This is a genomic window from Streptomyces sp. NPDC051286 (assembly GCF_044455345.1).
GTDB lineage: Bacteria > Actinomycetota > Actinomycetes > Streptomycetales > Streptomycetaceae > Streptomyces.
Genome location: NZ_JBITER010000032.1, coordinates 51,610 through 72,407, shown reverse-complemented (window position 1 = coordinate 72,407; position 20,798 = coordinate 51,610). Strand labels below are relative to the sequence as shown.

Sequence of the window (20,798 nt, the reverse complement as noted above, 5' to 3'; positions counted from 1 at the left end):
AGTCGAAGCACACCTGCTCGAACTCCTCGGCATCGATGAAACCCGACCCCGCTGGCTACAGACCTAAACCCCCATGTGCGAAGTCTCCGGCTAGCAGTCGCGCCTCTAACGGCCTGATCCACTCTCTATCGTGCACCAGGCCGTAACTCGGCGAGATAGTCGACGACCCGGCGGATCGTCTTTGTCATACGGGAACGCCAGGCGTGGGTTGTTTCGGTGCCCGTCGAAGTCCGGCGCGCGCGTCCTGGCGCCGTAACCCCCGACCAATTGCCGGTACCGGACAGCGGCAGGCCGCGCGGTGCCGGCGGCCTGCCCCACCCGGGACCGGCAGGGTGTCCGTCCGCTGCCGGACGGGGGTCGAACCGCTACGGTCGACCGCTGTCGTGGCCGCAGACCCGGTGACGTCCGCCATGCACTGCCGCGTACCCCGACGGACGGGGCGCAGCGGCGGCCCGGTCGAGTCGCGCGATCGCGGCCCGGCCCGCCGATGAGTGCGCGTCGTGAACGACCCGGCCGCCCACCAGGGTTAGCTCAACACTGGTGTCACTGATGTCTGCTATCGGGCATTTTGTCACATCGCGGTCAAGTACGATCAGGTCGGCTGCCAGGCCTGGCCGGACCGTTCCCGTAAGCCGATCCATGCGGAGCTGCCATGCCGTTCCGTGGGTGTGCATCCGCAGCGCCGATGTACGGCTCAGCCCCTCCAACTCCCGGTAGAGCGGCCCGTCGCCCTCCGCGCCCGTGCGGTCGATCGCCGTACGGATCTGGTTCCACACCTGGAGCGGGTCCACCGGCCAGTCCGAGCCGCCCGAGAGCCGGGCGCCGTGCTTCTCCAAGGAACGGGCGGGGTACATCCACCTGTGCCGCTTCGGCCCGATATACGGCAGGAGGGCATCCATCGTCCACGTGTCCTGTTCCGCCCACTGAAGTTGCATGCAGGCCACCACGTCCAGTGCGGCGAACCGCCCCAGATCAGCCGGGTCCACCAACTGGAGGTGCGCGATGGTGTTCCGGGCATCGCGCAGCCCGGTCGTGCGCCGGGCGTACGCGTACCCGTCGAGCGCCGTACGCACCGCTCGGTCACCGAGCCCGTGCGCGTGCATCTGCCAGCCGGCTCGGTTGAAGGCCGCGGTCAGCCGTCCGTAATCCCGTCCGGAGACATAGAGTTCACCCCGGTTGTCCGTCGGGTGGCCGGAGCCGTCCAGATAGGGCGCCAGGAGCGCCGCCGTTTGCGCCGGGTACTCGATCACCCCGTCCAGGAACACCTTGGCCGTCCCGAACCGCAGCCCAGGTACGTGGCGGAAAGCGTGCTGCAGCTCGCGCACATACGCAAGCGCCGCGGTCGGGTCTTTCGCCAGGTCGGCGTCGATCCTGATCGCGGGGACGATGCGCTGCGGCAACGTTCCCGCGTTCGCCAGATCCTGATAGGTCGTCAACTCGTGGCGGCCGACCATCGCGTCCATCATCGTGGTCACCCCGGAGGCCGCCGCCTGGGCGAGGACCCGGGCGCAGGCGGCGACCAGATCTGCGTGACTCGGCTCTGGGATGTGGCGCGTCACCAGGGGCTGGGCGTCATCCTTGAACACCCCGCTCGGCTTCCCGTCCGGCCCCTTCACTATCTTCCCGCCCACCGGATCGGGGGTCGCCGCGGTGATGCCGGCGATCTCCAGAGCTCGGGCGTTGACCCAGACGTTGTGGCCGTCGGCCCCGAGAAGGGCGATCGGGCGGCGGGTAGGAAGGGCGTCGAGCAGGGAGTGATGAGGGAGGCTGCCCTGCGGAAGCAGCCCGATCGGGTTCCAGTCCGAGACCACCAGCCAGCCGTCGGGCTCCTGGTCGGCCGTGTCCTTGAGGAAACCGGTGAGGATCGCCTGGAGTTCTTCGGCCGTCGTCTCGGCGCCCTCCAGAGAGGGGTGGAGCGCGCGGTCGCCCGCGCCGAGCGGGTGTACATGACCGTCGTGGATGCCGCTCATCACGGTCGCCCCGCGCGCGTCGACGATCTCGGTGTTCCGTCCGATGAGGCGGCGCAGGTCGCGGCTGCGGCCGACGGCGAGAATCCGGCCGTCGCGTCCGACCGCCACGGCCTCGGCGGGGCGTCCGCCGGGGAGCCCCGTGAACACCCGTGCGTTATGGACGACCAGGGCTGCGGCACTGCGATGTGCGGCGGCCGCGGGGCCGGCCGCCGCACCCAGCAGTCCGGCTGTCCCCGCGGCGAGCACGGTCCGCCGGGCGAGCGAAGAAGTCATGACCACTCCAAAGGCTGTGCTGTGTTGGCTGTGGCCGGACCCTCTTTGATTAACGCCGTAACCAGAACCCGTCCGCAACGACGGAATCCGTAGGATGACGTCATGTCCGGGCCCACCCTCGCCGATATCGCTCGCGCCGCGGAAGTCTCCACCGCCACCGTCTCGCATGCCCTCAACGGCACTGGCCGGCTCACCGACTCCACACGCCGCCGGGTCCGCGAAGTGGCCACCACGCTCGGCTACGGCCCCCAGCGGAGTCCGCGGACCGCGAACACTCTGGGCGTGGCCGTCACCACCTACGGCGGATCGGCCTGGAACTTCCTCGAAGTCCCTTACTTCGCCCGGCTGCTCACCGCCGCCACCGCCACCGCGCACTCCCACGGCTACGCCCTGATGATCCTCCCTGCCACCAGCGGAGCCGAGGCCCCCTGGCACACCCTCACTGTGGACGGCATGCTGCTCCTCGACAGCCCCACGGACGACCCGGTACTGCGTGCGCTGCGCGCCCGCGGCATCCCGCTCGTCTTTGACGGCCGGCCCGTCGATCCGCGGCCCGGGGACGTCTGGGTCGACAACGACCACACCGCCACCACCCGCGAGGTCCTCACTCACCTGGCCGCCTCGGGCGCCCAGCGGATCGCCTTGCAGGCCGGGTACGGTGACGAGCACTACACCCAGGCCGTCACCCGCGCGTACGAGCAGTGGTGCCACGAGCACGGCCGCACGCCCCTGTTCTTCACCTTCGACCCGTACGACACCTCGGGCCACAGCTTCGACGCGGTCTTCACCGCCCGCACCTGCGACGCGGTCTACACGGTCTATGACCCCGGTGGCCGCCAGGTCCTGGCCGCAGCGGCCCGCCACGGTCTGCGGATCCCCGACGACCTCCGTCTCGTCTGCGTCAGCGAGGATCCGGCCTATGCCGAGACCGATCCGCCGGTGAGCACCGTGACCCTGAATCCCTCGACGATCGCCGAGACCGCGGTGACGGCCCTGGTCTCGCGACTGTCTCCCACCGCCCCGCCACCACCCCAAGGCGCCCTGACGGTCCCGGCGGTCCTCCACCCCCGCCGCTCCTCACACCCCCGCCACACCTCTCCCAGCCTGATGTGACGAGTGAAGTCTTCTCGGCAACATGATGGTTGCGCTGCGTGATGGCCTGTTGGCGCCTCGGTGATCCAGCGATCAGAGAGAAGAGTTGTTGGCGCCCGCGGCGGAGACAGGGGTCTGCTCCCGGGATGCAACGCCGAGGTCCGCAAGGAGCCGTAGCGCCGCTACAGAGGGGGAGCCCGCGTTGGCGGTGAATACTGCCATGCGCTGGCCCACGGGCCAATGCCTGGGCCGAGGTCCCCTCCGCGACCAGCGCAGCAGCGTATCGCGCTCCTCGCCGGTAAGAACCACCTCGACCGTCGGACGTCCCATACGCGCCATGGCAGGACACCAGGATCGCGTCGGCGCGTCAGTGGTCCGTGGGGCTCGCGGGCGGGCCTGTGTTCAGGCCCGCCCGGCGCTCAAGGGCAGAACGGTCAGCACGGACCTCAGCCAGGCAACCCGTACGCGTCCGCGATCAGGTCGTAGCTGCGCAGCCGCGCCTCCCCGCCATGCGCATTCGCCGTGATCATCAGCTCGTCCGCCCCGGTCCGCTTGGCCAGGTCGTCCAGACCGCTGCGCACCTCGTCCGCCGTCCCGTGGATGACATTGCCGAGCCAGCTGTCGACGAACTCCCGCTCCACCGGACTGAAGTCGTAGGCCTCCGCCTCCTCCGGCGTCGGGATCAGACCGGGGCGGCCGGTGCGCAGGCGGAGCATCGACAGGGCACCGGTCAGGACCTGGCGACGGGCCTCGCGCTCCTCGTCGGCCGCCAGCGCCGAGACGCCGATCAGGGCGTACGGGGCGTCCAGCACCGCGGACGGTTTGAACGAGTCCCGGTACAGGTCGAGCGCCGGAATCGTGTTCTGCGCCGAGAAGTGGTGGGCGAAGGCGAACGGCAGACCCAGGACCCCGGCCAGCCGGGCGCTGAAGCCCGAGGAGCCGAGCAGCCAGATCGGCGGGCGGCCCGCGGGACCCTGCACCGGGCCCGGAACCGCATGGATCCGGGCGTAGGGGTGGCCGTCCGGGAAGTCGTCGTCCAGGAAGCGGGTCAGCTCGGCGAGCTGCTGCGGGAAGTCGTCGGCGCCCTCGCCCAGCCGGTCCGTGCGGCGCAGCGCGGCGGCGGTCGCACCGTCCGTGCCGGGGGCGCGCCCGAGGCCGAGGTCGATGCGGCCGGGGGCCATGGCCTCCAGCGTGCCGAACTGTTCGGCGATGACCAGCGGGGCGTGGTTGGGCAGCATGACCCCGCCGGAGCCGAGCCGGATCCGCTCGGTGCGGGCGGCGAGGTGGGCCAGGATCACGGCCGGGGACGACGAGGCGACGCCGGGCATGGAGTGGTGTTCGGCGACCCAGAGGCGGTGGTAGCCGCGGCGCTCGGCGAGCTGGGCGATGTCCACGCTGGTGCGCAGCGCCTGGGTCGCGGTGCGGCCCTGGCCGACGGTCACCAGGTCGAGCACCGACAGCGGCACGGAGGCCGTTCCCTCGGCCCTGCCCCGAATGCCGTCGCCCCGACTCCCGTCGCCTCGGCTCTCGTCGCCTCGGCTCTCGTCGCCTCGGTTCTCGTCCACGTGAAGGCCTCTCCGGTGATGCTCGTAGCGTCCGGGGAAAACTAACAGGAGGTTGTCTCCGCTTATTCCCGGCCGGTCACGGCGTCCCCGCGGTAGGGAGTGGATCAGCAAGCGGAGTCGCCGGGCGTCGGGAGCCCACTCCCTACCGAGGGGGAGGGCGTTACCTCCCGACCGGTGCGGGCGGCGCCTCCCGGGTGGCGAACAGCGTGCCGAGCTGGGGCGCCCAGGTGCGGCGCCGGGCCAGCCGCAGCGCCTCGTGCACCGCCACCTGGTTCGCGGTGAGGACCGGCTTGGAGAGGAGTTCCTCCAGGTCACGGACGTGCGCGGCGGTGTGCACGGCGTTGTCCGGCAGCAGTACCGCCTCCGCGTCCGGCCGGTCCGCGGCAACCGCGAGCTCCTTCAGCCGGTCCAGCCCCCACCCCGCGGCCGCGGCCGCGGAGGTGACGCCACCGCCGCGCACGGCGACCACCTCGATGCCCGCGGCGGCCAGGAAGTCGCCGAAGAGCCCGGCGATCTCCTCGGTGTACGGAGCGGCGACCGCGACACGTGCGGCGCCCAGCGCCCGTACCGCGTGGACGAAGGCGAGCGACGCACTCGATGCGGGCAGCCCCGCCGCCCTGGCCAGAGCGGTGCTCTGCTGACGGGCGCCCTCCCACCCGTACACGAGACTCCCGCCGGTGCTGGCCCAGACCACCGACTCGGCACCGGCGCGCCGCAGCTCCTCGACCCCGGCGGCGAGGCGTTCGGGTGCGCCTCGCTCCCGCAGGGTCTCGGTGCGGCGGTTGTCCTCGCCCGGCTCCGTGCGGTTGACGACGAGCCTGATGGTGGTGTCGAGGATGACCTCCATGCGCGGGAAGTCGTCGTCCGCGAAATGGCCCGGGTAGAGGAAACCGACGGTCGTCATATTCACCCTCCTGCACTGCTGGACCGCTGCACTGCCGCTGCCCTCCCCACTGCCCAGTATTCCCCCGGCGCCCGCACCCCTGCCGACCTTCGCGTTGACGGGCGCGGGCCCGGGTGCGAGCGTGGTCAATCCGCACATCGCAGACGTTGACGAGGCGACCACTCCCTGATGTCAGAGCCCACCCTCCTCGTACTCGACGCCGCGCCGTCGCCGCGCCTCGGCCGGCTGACCGGCCGGGTCCGGATCCGCTACGTGGACGAGGCCGGCCTCGCCGGGGAGCTGCCGCACGCCGACGCCCTGCTGGTGTGGGACTTCACCTCCGACGCGGTACGCGCCGCCTGGCCCGGCAACGGACCGCGGCCCCGGTGGGTGCACACGGCCAGCGCGGGAGTGGACCGGCTGCTCTGCCCGGAGCTGGCCGGGTCCGACACCGTGCTCACCAACGCGCGGGGCATCTTCGAGCGGCCGATCGCCGAATACGTGCTGGGCCTGGTGCTCGCGTTCGCCAAGGACGTCCCCGCCACGCTGGAGCTGCAGCGCCGGCGGCGCTGGCACCACCGCGAGTCGCAGCAGCTCGCGGGCGGCCGCGCGGTCGTCGTCGGGGCCGGGCCGATCGGCCGGGAGATCACCCGGCTGCTCAACGCACTGGGCGTCCAGGCGGCGCTCGTGGGGCGTACGGCGCGGCGCACCATCCATGGCGCCGAGGATCTGGACCGGCTGACGGCGCTCGCCGACTGGGTGATCTGCGCGGCGCCCCTGACGGAACGGACGCGCGGGATGTTCGACGCGCGGTTCTTCGGGCTGATGCAACCTTCGGCCCGCTTCATCAATGTGGGGCGAGGCCCGATGGTCGTCGAGGACGATCTCGCCGACGCGCTGCGCCGACGATGGATCGCGGGCGCGGCGCTCGACGTCTTCCAGCACGAGCCGCTCGCTCCGGGCAGTGGACTGTGGGACGTACCGGGGCTGGTCGTCTCGCCGCACATGAGCGGCGACACCGTGGGCTGGCGGGACCGGCTGGGCGAGCAGTTCGTGGAGATGTACGAACGGTGGGCGGCCGGGGAGCCGTTGCCGAACGTGGTCGACATGCGGCGCGGATACGTTCCCTCCCCGGATGTTTCCGATGCCCCGAACGGCGTTGACACGCCTCCGAGTTGAGAAACGAGGAAGCCACCTTCCGGACACGCGGTCAAGCGGTACGGCGCCCATGTCGTCCTCGACGAGCTGGACCTCTCGGCGCGGCGCGGCGAGCACGTCACGCCGATCGGGCCGAGCGGCCAGGGCGGGACCACGATCCTGCGACCGGCCGGCCGAGGGCGACCAGAACGGCCGCCGCGACCATCTCGCGCGCCACAAGATCGCCCGGCTCACCTCGCGGACCATCACCAGCGAGAAGGCCCTCTTCTCCAAGCTGGACAGCCAGCCGGCGACGGTCCCGGTGCTCGACCTCCAGGAGTACGCGATGGGCACCGTCTGCGCGGCCGTGCCGCTCACGGCGGGCTCCTCGGCCGGCTGCCTGGCACTGTCGCTGCCGATCGAAGACGCGCACCGGCTGCGCTCGGCGGCGGACACGCTGAACCGGCGGGCGGCTCCGGTCCTGCTGTCACTGGCTCTCTAGCGCCTCGGTCGGCACGTGTCATCAGCACCCCCGAGGACCAGGTATTATTTTCGAGTCAGCAGGCGCCGCTAGCTCAGTTGGTTAGAGCAGCTGACTCTTAATCAGCGGGTCCGGGGTTCGAGTCCCTGGCGGCGCACAGACAACGCCCAGGGCGGTTCACGTACACACGTGGACCGCCCTGGGCGCTTTTCGCCGTCCGCCGCTCCGTACACGCGTGTCACGCAGGTGTACCGGACAACCGCAAAGCGTGTTGGCGGCGGGTTGCGCCTCGAGCCCGGCCGGCCTCTCGGCCTGGTCCACCTCAACGGGTCCGAGGCACTCTGCCCGCTCCTCAGCCTCGCCATCACCGAGAAGGCCGGCTCCCCGCTCCCGCCTCGACGACGCCTGCGCTCCGCGTGGCGCCGCACGGTAACCGACTACACGTCGGAACTGAACAACTGAACATCGGAGCACGCGTAGGACGCGTTCCCGGTGTCCGCGACGGTCCAGACGCCGAGGATGATGTGCTTCCCGGTCTTCTGGGACGCGCCATCAGGCCCCGCCCGCACCGCTGCGTCCGGTGTAGAAGGCCACCGTCAAGTCCTTGACCAGCGCCTTCCGTTCGTAGTCGTCAAGCTCCACGAGGCCGCGCGCGGTCAGCCGACTGACCGTGTCGTCCACCGCGTCGACCACCGAGGTCAGCACGCTGTCACGGTGTTGGGCGTCAATGGCGGCAATCCTGCGCCGCTGCATCGCGGCGGCGATCTCCGGTGCGTAATCGATGCCGGTCGGCTGCACGGAGTACACCTCGATGCCCACCGGCTCGCACTCCGCCTTCAGCATCCCGGTCAGCGCGTCACCGACCGCCTCCGCGTTGCGCAGCGTGTGGGCGTCCTCGTGGAACGCGTCGGCGGGGAGCTGCGAGAACACCCGTGCCATCGCCGCCTCGACCTGCTCGCACAGGTACCCCTCGTGGTCGGCCACCCCGAGCGTCGCCCGCACGGTGTCCTTGATCCGCCACACGACGAGGACGACGACGCGCAGCGCCGTACCGTTCGCATCCACCGCGGGCAGCGGTTCGCTGCGCCAGTGCCGGAGCCGTACGTCGACCCGGCGGCGCCGCAGCAGCGGGCTGACCCAGACGAGCCCCGTCCGCCGCACGGTCCCCCGGTAGTCGCCGAAGAGCGTCATCACCCATGCGTGGCCGACGCGGCCGCGAGCCAGACCGCCGAGCGCGAAGAACACGACGGCCACCAGGGCGGCGAGCGCCGCCCATGCCCCGATGCCGATGCCGTCGTGCGCGTGCGAGTCGATCCCCAGCCGGGCGAGCAGCCCGGCAGGCAGCGCGCCGACCCACCAGAGCACCGCCCCACCGCCGACGATCCCGGCCAGCCCGGCGAGCAACCCCGCCCACCCGGGCAGCGCGGCCCCCGGCTTCTCGGTCAGCCGCGGATCACCCAACGGCGCGGGCCTGGTGGGCGCCGGTGCCTGCGCCCCGCGCGCCAGAGGCACCGGGCGCGGGCCCGCCACCTGGTCGCCGCCGCCGGTCCCCCGGGCGGGATCGGCGGCTTCGGGGGGCTCGGACCCGCGACGGAAGAGAGGATGCCCAGGGATGGAGGGTGGGTGTTCATAGGCGATGACGACGTGCCGCCGCCCGGTCACGGCGTCGTCGGGTTCCGGCACCGACACGGGGGCCGATTCGGATTCCTGTACGAGGATGGCTTCGGCGGCCGAGGCGGGCACCGGCTCCGTGGGTGGCGGTGTGCCGTACGGCGCGCCGGGGCCGGGTTCGGTCCGAGCCGGCTGCGTGGTGTCGGACAGGGCGTCCAGGAGCGGGCCGGTCGGCGGGCCCGCGTCCTGGTCGAGGGCCGGGGCCGAAGTCGCAGCCGGAACCGACACCGAGTCCGCACCCAAGGCGGGGTCCGTCACGTCACCCGGGACCAGGTCGAGCACGAGGTCGAGGGCAGCATCCGAGCCGGCTCGCGCCTCCGCCCCCGCACCGGAGCCACCTCCGGCCTCCGCACCCGCAACCGATGCCGGACCCTCGCCCGGCCACACATCCGCACCCGCCTCCCAGCCGGCGCCGGCGCCTCCGGCACCCTCCGCGCCGTCCACTCCGCCGCTCACCGGCTCCCGTTCCTTCCCGCCCTCCGGGACTCCGGAGCTGCCCGACACCGTGGATCGCATTCCCGCCTCCGTCATGTCCGTGTTCTCACGCGAAAAGTCGCCGCCAGGTCTCCGGGCCGGGATATCCGTCGGCCTCACTGCCCCGCCAGCCCTGGGCCCGCTGGAAGGCCTCGACGTTGCGCCGGTCCGCCTCGGTCCATCGGGGTCCGGGGCCCGACGTGTAGTACGTGCCGTGCCCCTTCTTCACCAGCTGCCTGCCGAGCCTGTCGACATGGCTGTTGGACCGGCCCGGCCGGAAATGACCCCGGCCCGGGAAGGCCGGGGCCGCATGCGAACCACTCCCCCGGCTGCCGCCGCCCGTGCTTCCGCTTCCGCTCACCGGAATGTCGCGGCCGGTCCCGTTCGTCAGCAGGCGCCAGGTGTGCGGGCCGGGGATGCCGTCGGCCTCCTTGCCCTTCCAGCCCTGCGCTCTCTGGAACGCCTGGGTCGCACGCCGGTCGGCGTCGCCCCAGCGCGGCCCGGGTCCGACCTTGTAGAAGCGCCTTCCGCCACGGTCCACGAGCATCCGCCCGAGCTGGGTGACGTGCGCGTTGCTGACGCCCGGACCGAATGTCCTGGTGCCCGGGAACGCCGCCGACCCGCTGCCCGCCGTTTTGGTTCCGCTGGTCAGCCCCTTGTAGCGGTACGGGACGTATTTGCCCGAGTTGGTCCAGTAGGCCATGGGCGTCGTCTGCTTGCGCGTGTGCGGAGGAGTCTGTTCGTAGGCCGTGTAATGGGTGCGCGTGTAGTCGGTCCAGCCTCCGAAGATCGTGACGTGCGAGCCCTTCGAAGGGTTGGCCAGGTTGTGGAAGAGCAGCATGTCGCCGGGCTGCAACTCCGCGCGCGCGATCCGGGTTCCGTACTTGGCGAGGCTGCCCGTCCACTCGTTGGCGTCGAGCTTCCAGGCCATCGACACATAGCCGGAGCAGTCCTGCCGGTATCCGTCGGACCAGTACTTCGCCACGCTGTACGGGACCTTCGCGCTCACCCACTTCTTGGCGCGGTTGATGATGTCCGCCCGCGTGGACTTGCGCAGCGCCGAAGGAGAGCCCGTGGACGGCGGCGGGCCGGAGGCCCCCCCACCGCTCAGCGGACCGGGTTTTCCCTGCGGAGTGACCATGCCCGTATCGGCTGCGTCCGTATCGGCCAGCTCCGTACCGTCCCGGTATCTGTCGCCCGGGTCCGTATCGCCCGGGGCCGTACCGTCCGAGTCCGTATCGCCCGAAGTCGTCGCTCCGTCCGCCCGGCCGGATCCGGCCGGCCCGGGCGCGCGCCCGCTCGCCGACTCGGCCGCGCCGGTGCTCAGCACCACGCCCGCCGCCGTGGACTCGCGCAGCGCCGTGGGAGAGCCCGTGGACGACGGCGGACCCGGCGCCCTCCCACCCCACAGCGGACCGGGTTCTCCCTGCGGAGTGAGCATGTCCGTATCGGCCGCATCCGCATCGGTCAGCTCCGTACCGTCCGGGTACCTGTCGTCCGGGTCCGTATCACCCGGGGCCGTACCGTCCGGATTCATATCGTCCGGGTTCGTATCGGCCGGGTTCGTATCGGCCGGGTTCGTATCGGCCGGGTTCGTATCGGCCGAGGCCGTCGTCCCGTCCGCCCGGGCGGATCCGGCCGCGTGCCTGCTCGCCGCCTCGGCCACGCCGGTGCCCAGCACCACGCCGGCCGCCGTGGCCAGCACCAGCACGCACCGCGCACCATGCGCGGCGCGGTGCCCTCCGTACCGCGTGGGCAGGGCGCGAGCGGCGGCGCACCGCCCGGCGGCGCACCCCGCGCAGGAGCAGTCGACGGCGGGCGCGTACTCCTCGAAGGCCGGCACGGTCATGCGAATTCCCTCCGCACTCGTCAAGATCTTTGGGCGCAGCTGTACGGGCGCCAGTGTCCAACTGTCGCGACATATTGCATATTGACTGACAAACCAGAAAAAACGACCATCCGACAGGCCGTGACGGTCGGGAAATGGTCAGAAGCACTCCCCCGCATCGGGTAGAGTTCACTAGGTCAGCAGGCGCCGCTAGCTCAGTTGGTTAGAGCAGCTGACTCTTAATCAGCGGGTCCGGGGTTCGAGTCCCTGGCGGCGCACGCAGAGTCAAGGCCCCCTCACTCCATGTGAGGGGGCCTTGTTCGTGCGCCAGCACCCCACCCGCGCCCGGCGGGCGACCCCCGAGCCGCCTCCGGGGGATCGAAAAGCTCCCCTCATACACCCCTATGCGCCCCCTCCACAAGAGGCGCCCACATCGCACATATGACCTGCAAGTAGCCCGTTTCACCCTTGCGATCACGACCTGGGTCATACAACCTGTCATAGGGTCATCAGCCGCAACCGAGCTGATGACGCCCGCAGTTGGGGGCAGCAACAGGGGGAAGTTCCGGTTTGCGCGTACCGCGGGATGGGGGTCCCGCTCAGGACGGATGCCGAAGAGGCACCGGGCGACCGGAAGGACGCCTGCCCGCGAGGGGAAGGCGTCCGCCAGAGAGGTCGTCCGCCGCGATCGAGGGGATGCGCGGCGGACGAGACGACCGACCGACCGCGCAGCCAGCATGCGCGCAGGGGGATGACCCATGACGTCGACGCCGACAGGCGCCCGGCAGAACACCGACCCTTCCCGGACCACGCAGCTGCGGATACCCCCGCAGCTGCGGACCGGGGGCGGGCGCCACCCGAAGACGGCGCTGCCCCGCTACGACTACGAGCACTACAGCAGACTCGCCGGGCCACTGACCCAGCCCGATCCGAGCAGACCGTACTCCGTGCAGTACCGCTCGCTGCTCTCGCAGGAACCGCACAGACTCCGCGCGGCGCTCCTGCTCGGCGCCGCACCGCTCGTCTCGCTCGGCCTGTTCGCATGGCTGATGCAGCCCGAACACTGGACCCAGCGCGATCCGAACCTCAAGAACGACACGCTGCTCGTCCTCGACATCGTCATGCTCGTCTCGATCGGTCTGATCGAGCTCTTCCGCACCATGAACGTCCTGTCGAACGCGCACGCGACGCTGGTCGCGCGCGACCCGGTCCCGGTCGTGCCGGAGCCCGGCACCCGGGTCGCCTTCCTCACCTCCTTCGTCCCGGGCAAGGAGCCCCTGGAGATGGTGACGAAGACCCTCGAAGCGGCGGTCCGCATCAGGCACCGCGGGCTGATGCACGTCTGGCTGCTCGACGAGGGCGACGACCCGGCGGTCAAGGAGGTCTGCGCCCGGCTCGGGGTGCACCATTTCTCCCGCAAGGGCGTCGCGCACTGGAACCAGGCCGAGGGCGTGCACCGCGCGAAGACCAAGCACGGCAACTACAACGCCTGGCTCGACGCGCACGGCGGCGCGTACGACTTCTTCGCCTCGGTCGACACCGATCACGTACCCCTGCCCAACTACCTGGAGCGGATGCTCGGCTACTTCCGCGACCCGGACATCGGCTTCGTCATCGGCCCGCAGGTCTACGGCAACTACGACACGTTCGTCACGAAGGCCGCCGAGTCCCAGCAGTTCCTCTTCCACGCGCTGATCCAGCGCGCGGGCAACCGCTACGGCGCCCCGATGTTCGTCGGGACCAGCAACGCCGTGCGGATCTCCGCCCTCAAACAGATCGGCGGTCTGTACGACTCGATCACCGAGGACATGGCGAGCGGCTTCGAGATGCACCGCGCGCGCAACCCGCACACCGGCCGGAAGTGGCGCTCGGTCTACACCCCGGACGTGCTGGCGGTCGGCGAGGGCCCGACCGCGTGGACGGACTTCTTCACCCAGCAGCTGCGCTGGTCACGGGGGACGTACGAGACCATCCTCAAGCAGTACTGGAGAGGGATCGGGACGCTCCCCGTCGGCAAGCTCTTCAACTACACCATGATGATCATCTTCTATCCGATGTCCGCCCTGAACTGGATCCTGGCGGCGCTCAGTTGCGCGCTGTTCCTGGGCATGGGCGCCTCGGGGGTGCAGATCGACCCGGTCGTCTGGATGATGCTGTACGGCAACGCCTCGGCGCTCCAGATCGGTCTGTACATCTGGAACCGGCGGCACAATGTGTCCCCGCACGAGCCGGAGGGCTCCGGCGGTCTGGCGGGGATGATGATGTCCGCACTCTCCGCCCCGGTCTACGCACGCTCCCTGATGGATGCCGTGCTGCGCCGCAAGAGCTCGTTCGTGGTGACGCCCAAGGGCGACTCGTCCAGCCCCGACACGTTGTTCGGCACGTTCCGTATCCATCTCTTCTTCATGGTGGTCTTCGGCGGTTCGATCACCGCCTCCTTCGTCCTCGGCCACAGCCATCCCGCGATGCTCACCTGGGCCGCGCTGGCGCTGCTGATCACGGCGGCGCCGATCTTCGGCTGGCGGTACACCATCCACGCGGAGAAGAAGCGGCGGCGCGGCGCACCACTCCCGCAGGACGGCACACCGGTTCCGCAGCCGGCGCATGCCCCACAGGAAAGACCGCACTGGGTGTCCGACGGCCAGACCGTGCAGATCTCCCTGGGAGGACGCAACCGATGACGTACCGTCCTGGCCGCCGCACCCGCCGCATGGCGATCACTACGGCGGTGGTACTGGCGCTCGCGGGGGCGAACGGGCCGTGGCTGTACCGCGTCAGCAGCGAGCGCTACCACGAGTACGAGATCAACAAGCCGGAGTACAAGGCCGCCAACGGCCACTGGGACTTCCTCGACGTCCCGTCCGAGTTCCGGATCAATACGATCCATGCCGCGCTGCTGCACACCGGCAAGGTGCTGCTCGTCGCGGGCTCCGGCAACAACCAGAAGAACTTCGACGCGAAGAGCTTCCGGTCCGTGCTGTGGGACCCGGGGACCGGCACGTTCACGAACATACCCACGCCCAAGGACATGTTCTGCTCCGGTCACACCCAGCTGCCGGACGGCCGGCTGCTGATAGCAGGCGGCACGAAGCGGTACGAGAAGCTGAAGGGCGATGTCACCAAGGCGGGCGGCCTGATGATCGTCCACAACGAGGACCCGGACAAGCCGGTCACCCTGCCCGCGGGCACCCGGTTCACCGGCAAGGAGAACGGCAGGACGTTCGTCTCCAAGGACCCGGTACTGGTCGAGAGGGCCACCAAGGTCTTCGACAGGAAGACCGGCGCGTTCCTGCGCAACGACCCCGGGCTCGGCCGGATCTACGTCGAGGCCCAGAAGTCCGGCAGGAAGTACGAGACGGGCACCCAGGACAACTACCGGATCTCCGGGCTCTCCGGCTCCGACACACGGAACGTGTACGGAATCGCCCAGAAACTCGCCCTCGACAAGAAGGACTTCCAGGGCATCCGGGAGGCGTTCGAGTTCGACCCGGTGGCGGAGAGGTACATCACCGTCGATCCGATGAACGAGGCGCGCTGGTACCCGACGCTGACCACGCTGAAGGACGGCAGGGTCCTCGCCCTGTCCGGACTCGACGAGATCGGGCAGATCGTGCCCGGCAAGGACGAGATCTACGACCCTCGGACGAAGAAGTGGGCGTACACCGGCATCGTCCGGAAGTTCCCCACCTACCCGGCGGTCTTCCTGCTGAACGACGGCAGGCTCTTCTACTCCGGCTCGAACGCCGGGTACGGTCCGGCGGACGTCGGCCGCGCGCCGGGCGTCTGGGACCTTGCGACGAACAGGTTCGAGGAGATCCCCGGGCTGAGCGACGCCCGTGAGATGGAGACATCGGCGACGGTACGGCTGCCACCCGCCCAGGACGAGAAGTTCATGGTCATCGGCGGGGGTGGAGTGGGTGAGTCGGAAAGGTCCAGCAAGAAGTCCCGCCTTGTGGACCTGAAGGCCGCCGAGCCGAGATTCAGGGACGGCGCGTCACTCACCGAGGGCACACGCTACCCGAGCGCGTCGCTGCTGCCCGACGACTCGGTGCTCGTCACCGGCGGGTCGAGCGACTACCGCGGGCGCAGCGGCTCGAACATCCTGCAGGCGCGGCTGTACGACGCGAAGACGGACACGTACCGGAGGGTGGCGGATCCGGAGGTCGGACGGAACTATCACTCGGGGTCGCTGCTGCTGCCCGACGGGCGCGTCATGATCTTCGGCTCGGACTCGCTGTACGCCGACAAGACGAACACCCGCCCGGGCGTCTTCGAGCAGCGCATCGAGATCTACACGCCGCCCTACCTGTACCGCGGCTCACGGCCGGAGCTGACGGCCGGGCCGAAGAGCATTCGACGCGGTGGTACGGCGGTGTTCACGACCAGGCAGGGACCGGCGATCACGTCGGCGAAGCTGATGCGGCCGAGCGCGGTGACGCATGTGACGGACACGGACCAGCGGTCCGTGTCGCTGGTGCTGAAGAGGACGGCGGGGGGTATCGCCGTGACGGTGCCGGGGAATCGGGCGCTGGTGCCGTCGGGGTGGTACATGCTGTTCGTGACCGATGCGAAGGGGAAACCGTCGAAGGGGACGTGGGTACGGGTCCCGTAGCACCGGGGCGCCCCGGTGACCCCGCTGTCCTCAATCTCCGGACGGGCTTGATGTGCCCGCTGCGGGTGCACAATCAGTCCCGCGCGGCGCCATCAAGCCCGCCCGGCGATTGAGGACGGACGCCTCGCGCTGGACGGCATGCGTCCCGCCTCGCCGGGCGGCACCTTGAAGCCCGCCCGGCGATTGAGGGCAAAGAACCGGCCGCCGGACTTCCCCGGTACTACCTCGTGTTGCGGGCCAGCCCCAGCGCGTACTCCGGCCACCACTCCCCCGCCTTCGGGCCCCCCTTGCACGCGCCGTCCGACTCCCCCGGCCGCTTGATCCAGAGGTACGCGTCGACCAGGTCCTCACCCGTGTCCGTGGTCGGGGGTTCACCCAGGGCCCGGCCCGGTGGGTTGCACCAGTTCTCCTTGGGATCGCCCTCGTCGTACGGACCGTTGCCGTTGCGGCTCGTGTCGATGACGAACGGCTTGGTGCCGACCTTCCCCGACAGCCGCTTCCCGAAGTCCGTACTGGCCGCCGTGGTCTGGAAGTTGGAGACGTTGACCGCGAAGCCGTCCGCGTCCGCGATGCCCGCCTGCCGGAGCGGCCGGAAGAGCGCGTCCGGGGTGTGCCAGCCCGCGTTGCCCGCGTCCATGTAGACGCGTGTGTGCGGCAGTCGCTTCAGCCGTAGCACGGCGCCCCCCAGCAGGTCGTACCGCTCCTCGTGGAACTCCTGCGGGGTGCAGCCGTCGATCAGGTGCAGCAGCGCGTCCGGCTCCAGGATCACCGTGGTGCGGCGGTCGCCGATGCCCTTCGCCACGCCCTCCAGCCAGGCACGGTACGCGTCGCCGTCCGCGGCGCCGCCCTTCGAGAACTGGCCGCAGTCACGGTGCGGGATGTTGTAGAGAACCAGCAGCGCCTCCCGGCCGGCCTTCCGGGCCGCCTCGGTGAAGCCCTTCGCCTCCGCCTCGGGGTTGTCCGGGCCGATCCACTCCCCGACCGGCTGCCGGGCGATCTTCTTGATCAGGCCGGCGTCCCTGTCGTTGCCGGCCTTGGTGTAGGCGACGACCTGCCGGGCCGCGTTCCCGTCCGGGTTGACCCAGTAGGGGGCGCTCCCGGCGGGGCTCTCGTCGCCACCGGAGGACGAGGACGAAGAACATCCCGCGAGCAGCAGTGTCACGGCCAGCGCCAACGCCCCCGCGCCGGACCGGCCGGTGTAATTGCCGTACATCCACTCCCCCTTGGGTGCCGGACAAGACCGGGCGAATCCATCCTGACACACCCAGACGTCGAACAACGGAGAGTGACCGGTTCTGGACGTATCGTCACATATCTTTTGCGTGCGGGCAGTTGGGCGTCCTGCAGTGACGCGGAGTGGCCCACACGCCCCCTTCGCCTCCAGTGTCGGCGCCGGGCTTCTCCCGCAGTCCGCGCACCGCGGTCGAGGACCGGCCCGGTCGGCGCCCGGGGGGAAAGCGGGCGGCCGGCCGGGCCAGGTGCACCTCATCCACCGGACGGTCCGCTACGCGGAATTGCCCGCGGACGGCTTCTCGCCGGTCAGGTACGCCGAGACGACCACATTGGCGTTGTACTCGTGCGACGCGCGGTCGAACGTGCCGCCGCAGGTGATCAGCCGCAGCTCCGCCCGGCCGTCCTTGTGGGGCCCGTAGGCCTTGTGGGCGTCGAAGCGTTCCCGGGTGAAGACCTGGACGTCGTCGATGGTGAATTCGGCGACCGAGCCGTCCGTCCGGACGACCCGGATCTTCGCGCCGGGGCGGGCGGCGCTCAGTCCGTAGAAGACGGCCGGTTTGGTCTCGGTGTCGACGTGGCCGACCAGGAGCGCGGCGCCCGCCGCGCCGGGTCGGGTGCCGCTGCCGTACCAGCCGACGGTCTGCGGTTTCGCGAACGGTGGCGGGTCGATCGCCCCCGCCTTGTCCAGGCCGCGGGCGACGACGGGGGCCCGGACTCCTATCGAGGGAATCTCGACGCGTTCCGGCACCGCACCCCTGATCGGGGCGTGCGCCGCGGGCAGCGGTGCACCGTGGGGACGCCCGACCGCCGCGATGTCACCGGTGGTCGGGGCAGAGCTCGCGCCGGAGCCGTCGGCGATGCCGCGGCCCCAGAGACACAGGCCCAGCAGCAGGATGGCCCAGGCCACTCCGGTGAGCAGCCGGCCGGTGCCTGCCGGGCGGTCCGAGGCGGTCATCTCGCTCGGTCCGCGGCCGGGCGGCGGCGGGTGCTGCGGAGGGCCACGGCGACGGCCGCGACGGCGGCCAGGGCCAGCCCGAGCACGGCGTGCGCGATGCCGGGGCCGTCCTGCTCGGCCGTCTGGTCGGTGAGGACGGCGGTGCCTCCGCCACCGGCCCGGACCGGGGCGATCGGGGCGAGCGGTCCGGAAGGGTCGCCCGCGGCGACGGTGACGGTGCCGGACACCCTGGTGGCGTTGTCGCCGTCACAGGTCACCCAGATGTCGTACGCGCCGGGCGTGGCGTCGGAGCGGATCCTGGCCCGGGTGGAGAACCCGCCGCGGTCGTCGGCTGTGAGGCGCGCATCGGAGGCGAAGGCGTCGGAGATCCCTTTGGCCTCCTTGCCCTTGCAGCCGTCGACCTGCAGGTCCACGTCGTCGCCGGGGGCGAGGGAGGACGGGGTCACCGAGAGGGTGGCGTGGGACGAGTCCTTCTCGGTGCCGGAACCGGAGCCGGTGCCGGAGCCGGAGCCGGAGCCGGTGCCGGTGCCGGTGCCGGAGCCGGTGCCGGTGCCGGAGCCGGAGTCGGCCAGTGCGGCGGGAGCGGGTATCAGGGTCGCCGCGATCACCGCGGCCCCACAGAACGTGAGGGGTATGGAACGCATCGTGAACCTCCTGATGGCAGGTTCACGCGTCCGGCGGCTTTTCGCATCCGCAGGAGTGAGGGACTGGGCCATGCGGGTTCAGGGCCTGCCCTTCGCATCCGGCATGATCCGAAGAGCAGGCCCTAAGACTAAGACCGGCTGGCACCGCCTCCCGGGGCGATCAGCCCCGTCTCGTACGCCAGGACAACGGCCTGGACGGGGTCGCGCAGTCTCAGCCCCGGCGTCACCGACACCGCCACCATCGCAACGTTGGCCAGGGACATCTCCGTACCACTGAACGTCATGGCCGGCCCCGGCGCCCCGACCGTTGCCGAGCTCGGCGCCCTCGGCGTGGCTCGCGTCAGTCTCGGCTCGGGCGTGGCGCAAGCCGCCTACGCTGCAGCCCGCCGCGCCGCACAGGACCTCTTCACCACCGGCGACTACGACTCCCTCTCTGAAGGCATCGCCTTCCCTGAACTCAACGCACTACTCTCCGGGCCCCACTGACCGGCCCACCAACCGGCCTCGCGCACCCGGAGGAGCGGCCAACTTCCCAGCGCAGGACCACTCGCCGAAGCAGGGACCATCCGCGGCTCGGTGTTCGACCACTCGCCCGTCTTCGGCTCCGCGGCTTTCTTGACCGAGCCGGCGTCCGGGAAGAGGTTTCCCTCGAGAGGCGGAGCGGGTGACTCCGTATATCCAAACCGCGTCGTAGGCGATCTTTGGACGGATCGCCGCTTACTGGTGCGTAGGGAACTCTATGAACGAAAGCGACGTTTCCCCCTGCGCGCGGTCCGGGCTACGAGACGTTCAGGCTCTGAACGCGAGGAGTGAATAGCATGGTCATCCCGTGAGTCCTCGTATGGCAGGAGCCGCACCCATGACAGATCACAAGCCCATCGAATCGTGGCTCACCGACATGGACGGGGTGCTGATGCACGAAGGCGTGCCGATCCCCGGCGCGGACGCCTTCATCAAGAAGCTCCGTGATTCGGGCAAGCCGTTCCTCGTTCTGACGAACAACTCGATCTACACAGCCCGAGACCTACACATGCGGCTCAACCGCATCGGACTCGAAGTGCCGGTCGAGAACATCTGGACCTCGGCCCTGGCCACCGCCAAGTTCTTGGACAACCAGCACCCTGGCGGCACTGCCTACGTCATCGGTGAGGCGGGGCTGACCACCGCCTTGCATGAAGCCGGGTACGTGCTCACTGACACCGAGCCCGATTTCGTGATCTTGGGTGAGACGCGGACCTATTCGTTTGAGGCGCTCACGAAGGCCATCCGGTTGATAAACAACGGTGCCCGCTTCATCGCCACCAACCCCGACAACACCGGGCCCTCACCCGAGGGTGCGTTGCCCGCCACCGGTTCCGTCGCTGCGTTGATCACGAAGGCGACCGGCAAGGAGCCGTACTTCGTCGGCAAGCCCAACCCGCTCATGATGCGCAGTGCGCTGAACACTTTGGGTGCCCACTCCGAGACCTCCGCGATGATCGGCGACCGGATGGACACGGACGTGTTGGCCGGGCTGGAGGCCGGGATGGAAACGTTCCTGGTTCTCACCGGGCTGACGAATAGGGACGAGATCGAGCGCTACCCGTACCGGCCGACCAAGGTTGTGGACTCGATCGCAGACCTCGTCGACCTCGTCTGAGTGGTGGTCTGGCACTCCGCCCCGCAGCGGGGTGTCAGACAGCCAGAGTGAGACGCCAGGAGGCCCTGAAAAGGGTGTTTCCGCAGGTCAGCGATCCAGCGAACCTTCGGTGCTCGCCGGGGGCGTGGTAAATCTCTGTGCGCGCGCTGGGGGTGCTTCTGTCCGCCCTGACGGGGCTGATGCCGGTCCGGGATGCTGGTGAGGTTCGTTCCGGCCGAAACCGATGCCTCTGTGATGCCGGTGAGCTCGCAGGTCAGCGTGGTGCTGGGGCCGTCCACGGGGACCGTGGAGTGTTGTTGTGAGCACGTGCGTCAGAATTCCTGATTCACCCTGGCCCTCCC

Annotated in this window: 13 protein-coding genes, 2 tRNA genes and 4 pseudogenes; 10 read left to right on the top strand and 9 right to left on the bottom strand. The window is 70.3% G+C overall.

Annotated elements, in window-relative coordinates; all coding sequences use genetic code 11:
• Positions 1-365: 365 nt before the first annotated feature.
• A complete protein-coding gene (locus ACIBB8_RS27110) occupies positions 366-2,243 on the bottom strand; it encodes an amidohydrolase (protein ID WP_398956394.1) in 1,878 nt (625 codons plus the stop codon).
• 102 nt (positions 2,244-2,345) lie between these two features.
• Between ACIBB8_RS27110 and ACIBB8_RS27105 the strand changes: the two genes are divergently transcribed.
• The gene (locus ACIBB8_RS27105; protein ID WP_398956392.1) at positions 2,346-3,356 is read left to right on the top strand and encodes a LacI family DNA-binding transcriptional regulator; all 1,011 of its coding nucleotides are present in this window, start codon (positions 2,346-2,348) and stop codon (positions 3,354-3,356) included.
• 425 nt (positions 3,357-3,781) lie between these two features.
• Here the strand turns inward: ACIBB8_RS27105 and ACIBB8_RS27100 are convergent, their stop codons facing one another.
• Positions 3,782-4,900, bottom strand: coding sequence for an LLM class flavin-dependent oxidoreductase (locus tag ACIBB8_RS27100; protein WP_398956390.1), 1,119 nt, complete (start codon positions 4,898-4,900; stop codon positions 3,782-3,784).
• A 160-nt stretch (positions 4,901-5,060) separates the two neighbouring features.
• Entirely contained in the window at positions 5,061-5,804 is a 744-nt protein-coding gene (locus tag ACIBB8_RS27095) for a decarboxylase (RefSeq protein WP_398956388.1), read from the bottom strand.
• A 168-nt stretch (positions 5,805-5,972) separates the two neighbouring features.
• Here ACIBB8_RS27095 and ACIBB8_RS27090 point away from each other — a divergent pair, with 168 nt between their 5' ends.
• From ACIBB8_RS27090 to ACIBB8_RS27075, 4 genes and pseudogenes are all read left to right on the top strand, one after another.
• Positions 5,973-6,962, top strand: coding sequence for a D-2-hydroxyacid dehydrogenase (locus ACIBB8_RS27090; protein ID WP_398956386.1), 990 nt, complete (start codon positions 5,973-5,975; stop codon positions 6,960-6,962).
• Between the two features lie 66 nt (positions 6,963-7,028).
• Positions 7,029-7,106 (top strand): annotated as a pseudogene (locus tag ACIBB8_RS27085) (L-cystine ABC transporter ATP-binding protein YecC); the annotation flags it as partial.
• Positions 7,107-7,122: 16 nt separating this feature from the next.
• Positions 7,123-7,422 (top strand): annotated as a pseudogene (locus ACIBB8_RS27080) (IclR family transcriptional regulator C-terminal domain-containing protein); the annotation flags it as partial.
• Between the two features lie 62 nt (positions 7,423-7,484).
• Positions 7,485-7,558: transfer RNA gene (locus ACIBB8_RS27075), tRNA-Lys, on the top strand.
• 280 nt (positions 7,559-7,838) lie between these two features.
• Here ACIBB8_RS27075 and ACIBB8_RS27070 read toward each other — a convergent pair.
• The 3 genes and pseudogenes from ACIBB8_RS27070 to ACIBB8_RS27060 form a co-directional block, all read right to left on the bottom strand.
• A pseudogene (locus ACIBB8_RS27070) lies at positions 7,839-7,943 on the bottom strand (lytic polysaccharide monooxygenase); the annotation flags it as partial.
• Positions 7,944-7,953: 10 nt separating this feature from the next.
• Complete coding sequence (locus ACIBB8_RS27065; RefSeq protein ID WP_398956384.1) at positions 7,954-9,588, bottom strand: SPFH domain-containing protein; 1,635 nt, start codon at positions 9,586-9,588, stop codon at positions 7,954-7,956.
• A 25-nt stretch (positions 9,589-9,613) separates the two neighbouring features.
• Positions 9,614-10,987, bottom strand: a complete 1,374-nt coding sequence (locus ACIBB8_RS27060) for a peptidoglycan-binding protein (RefSeq protein ID WP_398956398.1) — start codon at positions 10,985-10,987, stop codon at positions 9,614-9,616.
• A 591-nt stretch (positions 10,988-11,578) separates the two neighbouring features.
• On the opposite strand from ACIBB8_RS27060, the gene ACIBB8_RS27055 reads away from it, so the two are divergent.
• From ACIBB8_RS27055 to ACIBB8_RS27045, 3 genes are all read left to right on the top strand, one after another.
• Positions 11,579-11,652 (top strand) — tRNA-Lys (locus tag ACIBB8_RS27055).
• A 480-nt stretch (positions 11,653-12,132) separates the two neighbouring features.
• Positions 12,133-14,055 (top strand): glycosyltransferase family 2 protein, encoded by a 1,923-nt coding sequence (locus tag ACIBB8_RS27050; protein ID WP_398956382.1) that lies wholly within the window; start codon positions 12,133-12,135, stop codon positions 14,053-14,055.
• Positions 14,052-15,986: a galactose oxidase-like domain-containing protein gene (locus ACIBB8_RS27045; protein ID WP_398956379.1), complete on the top strand. Its 1,935-nt coding sequence runs from the start codon at positions 14,052-14,054 to the stop codon at positions 15,984-15,986. Before ACIBB8_RS27050 ends, ACIBB8_RS27045 begins: the two co-directional genes overlap by 4 nt.
• Positions 15,987-16,206: 220 nt before the next feature.
• Here the strand turns inward: ACIBB8_RS27045 and ACIBB8_RS27040 are convergent, their stop codons facing one another.
• The 3 genes from ACIBB8_RS27040 to ACIBB8_RS27030 all read right to left on the bottom strand — a co-directional run bounded on the left by ACIBB8_RS27040 (position 16,207) and on the right by ACIBB8_RS27030 (position 18,818).
• Positions 16,207-17,199 (bottom strand): glycoside hydrolase family 6 protein, encoded by a 993-nt coding sequence (locus tag ACIBB8_RS27040; protein ID WP_398956376.1) that lies wholly within the window; start codon positions 17,197-17,199, stop codon positions 16,207-16,209.
• 291 nt (positions 17,200-17,490) lie between these two features.
• The gene (locus tag ACIBB8_RS27035) at positions 17,491-18,174 is read right to left on the bottom strand and encodes a class F sortase (RefSeq protein WP_398956374.1); all 684 of its coding nucleotides are present in this window, start codon (positions 18,172-18,174) and stop codon (positions 17,491-17,493) included.
• The gene (locus ACIBB8_RS27030) at positions 18,171-18,818 is read right to left on the bottom strand and encodes a hypothetical protein (RefSeq protein ID WP_398956372.1); all 648 of its coding nucleotides are present in this window, start codon (positions 18,816-18,818) and stop codon (positions 18,171-18,173) included. The genes ACIBB8_RS27035 and ACIBB8_RS27030 overlap by 4 nt, the downstream gene beginning before the upstream one ends.
• 216 nt (positions 18,819-19,034) lie before the next feature.
• Here ACIBB8_RS27030 and ACIBB8_RS27025 point away from each other — a divergent pair.
• Both ACIBB8_RS27025 and ACIBB8_RS27020 read left to right on the top strand, forming a co-directional pair.
• A pseudogene (locus ACIBB8_RS27025) lies at positions 19,035-19,304 on the top strand (isocitrate lyase/phosphoenolpyruvate mutase family protein); the annotation flags it as partial.
• A gap of 373 nt (positions 19,305-19,677) precedes the next feature.
• Positions 19,678-20,457 carry an HAD-IIA family hydrolase gene (locus tag ACIBB8_RS27020; RefSeq protein WP_030923286.1) on the top strand — a complete coding sequence of 260 codons (780 nt, stop codon included), beginning with the start codon at positions 19,678-19,680 and terminating at the stop codon, positions 20,455-20,457.
• The last annotated feature ends 341 nt before the right edge of the window (positions 20,458-20,798 follow it).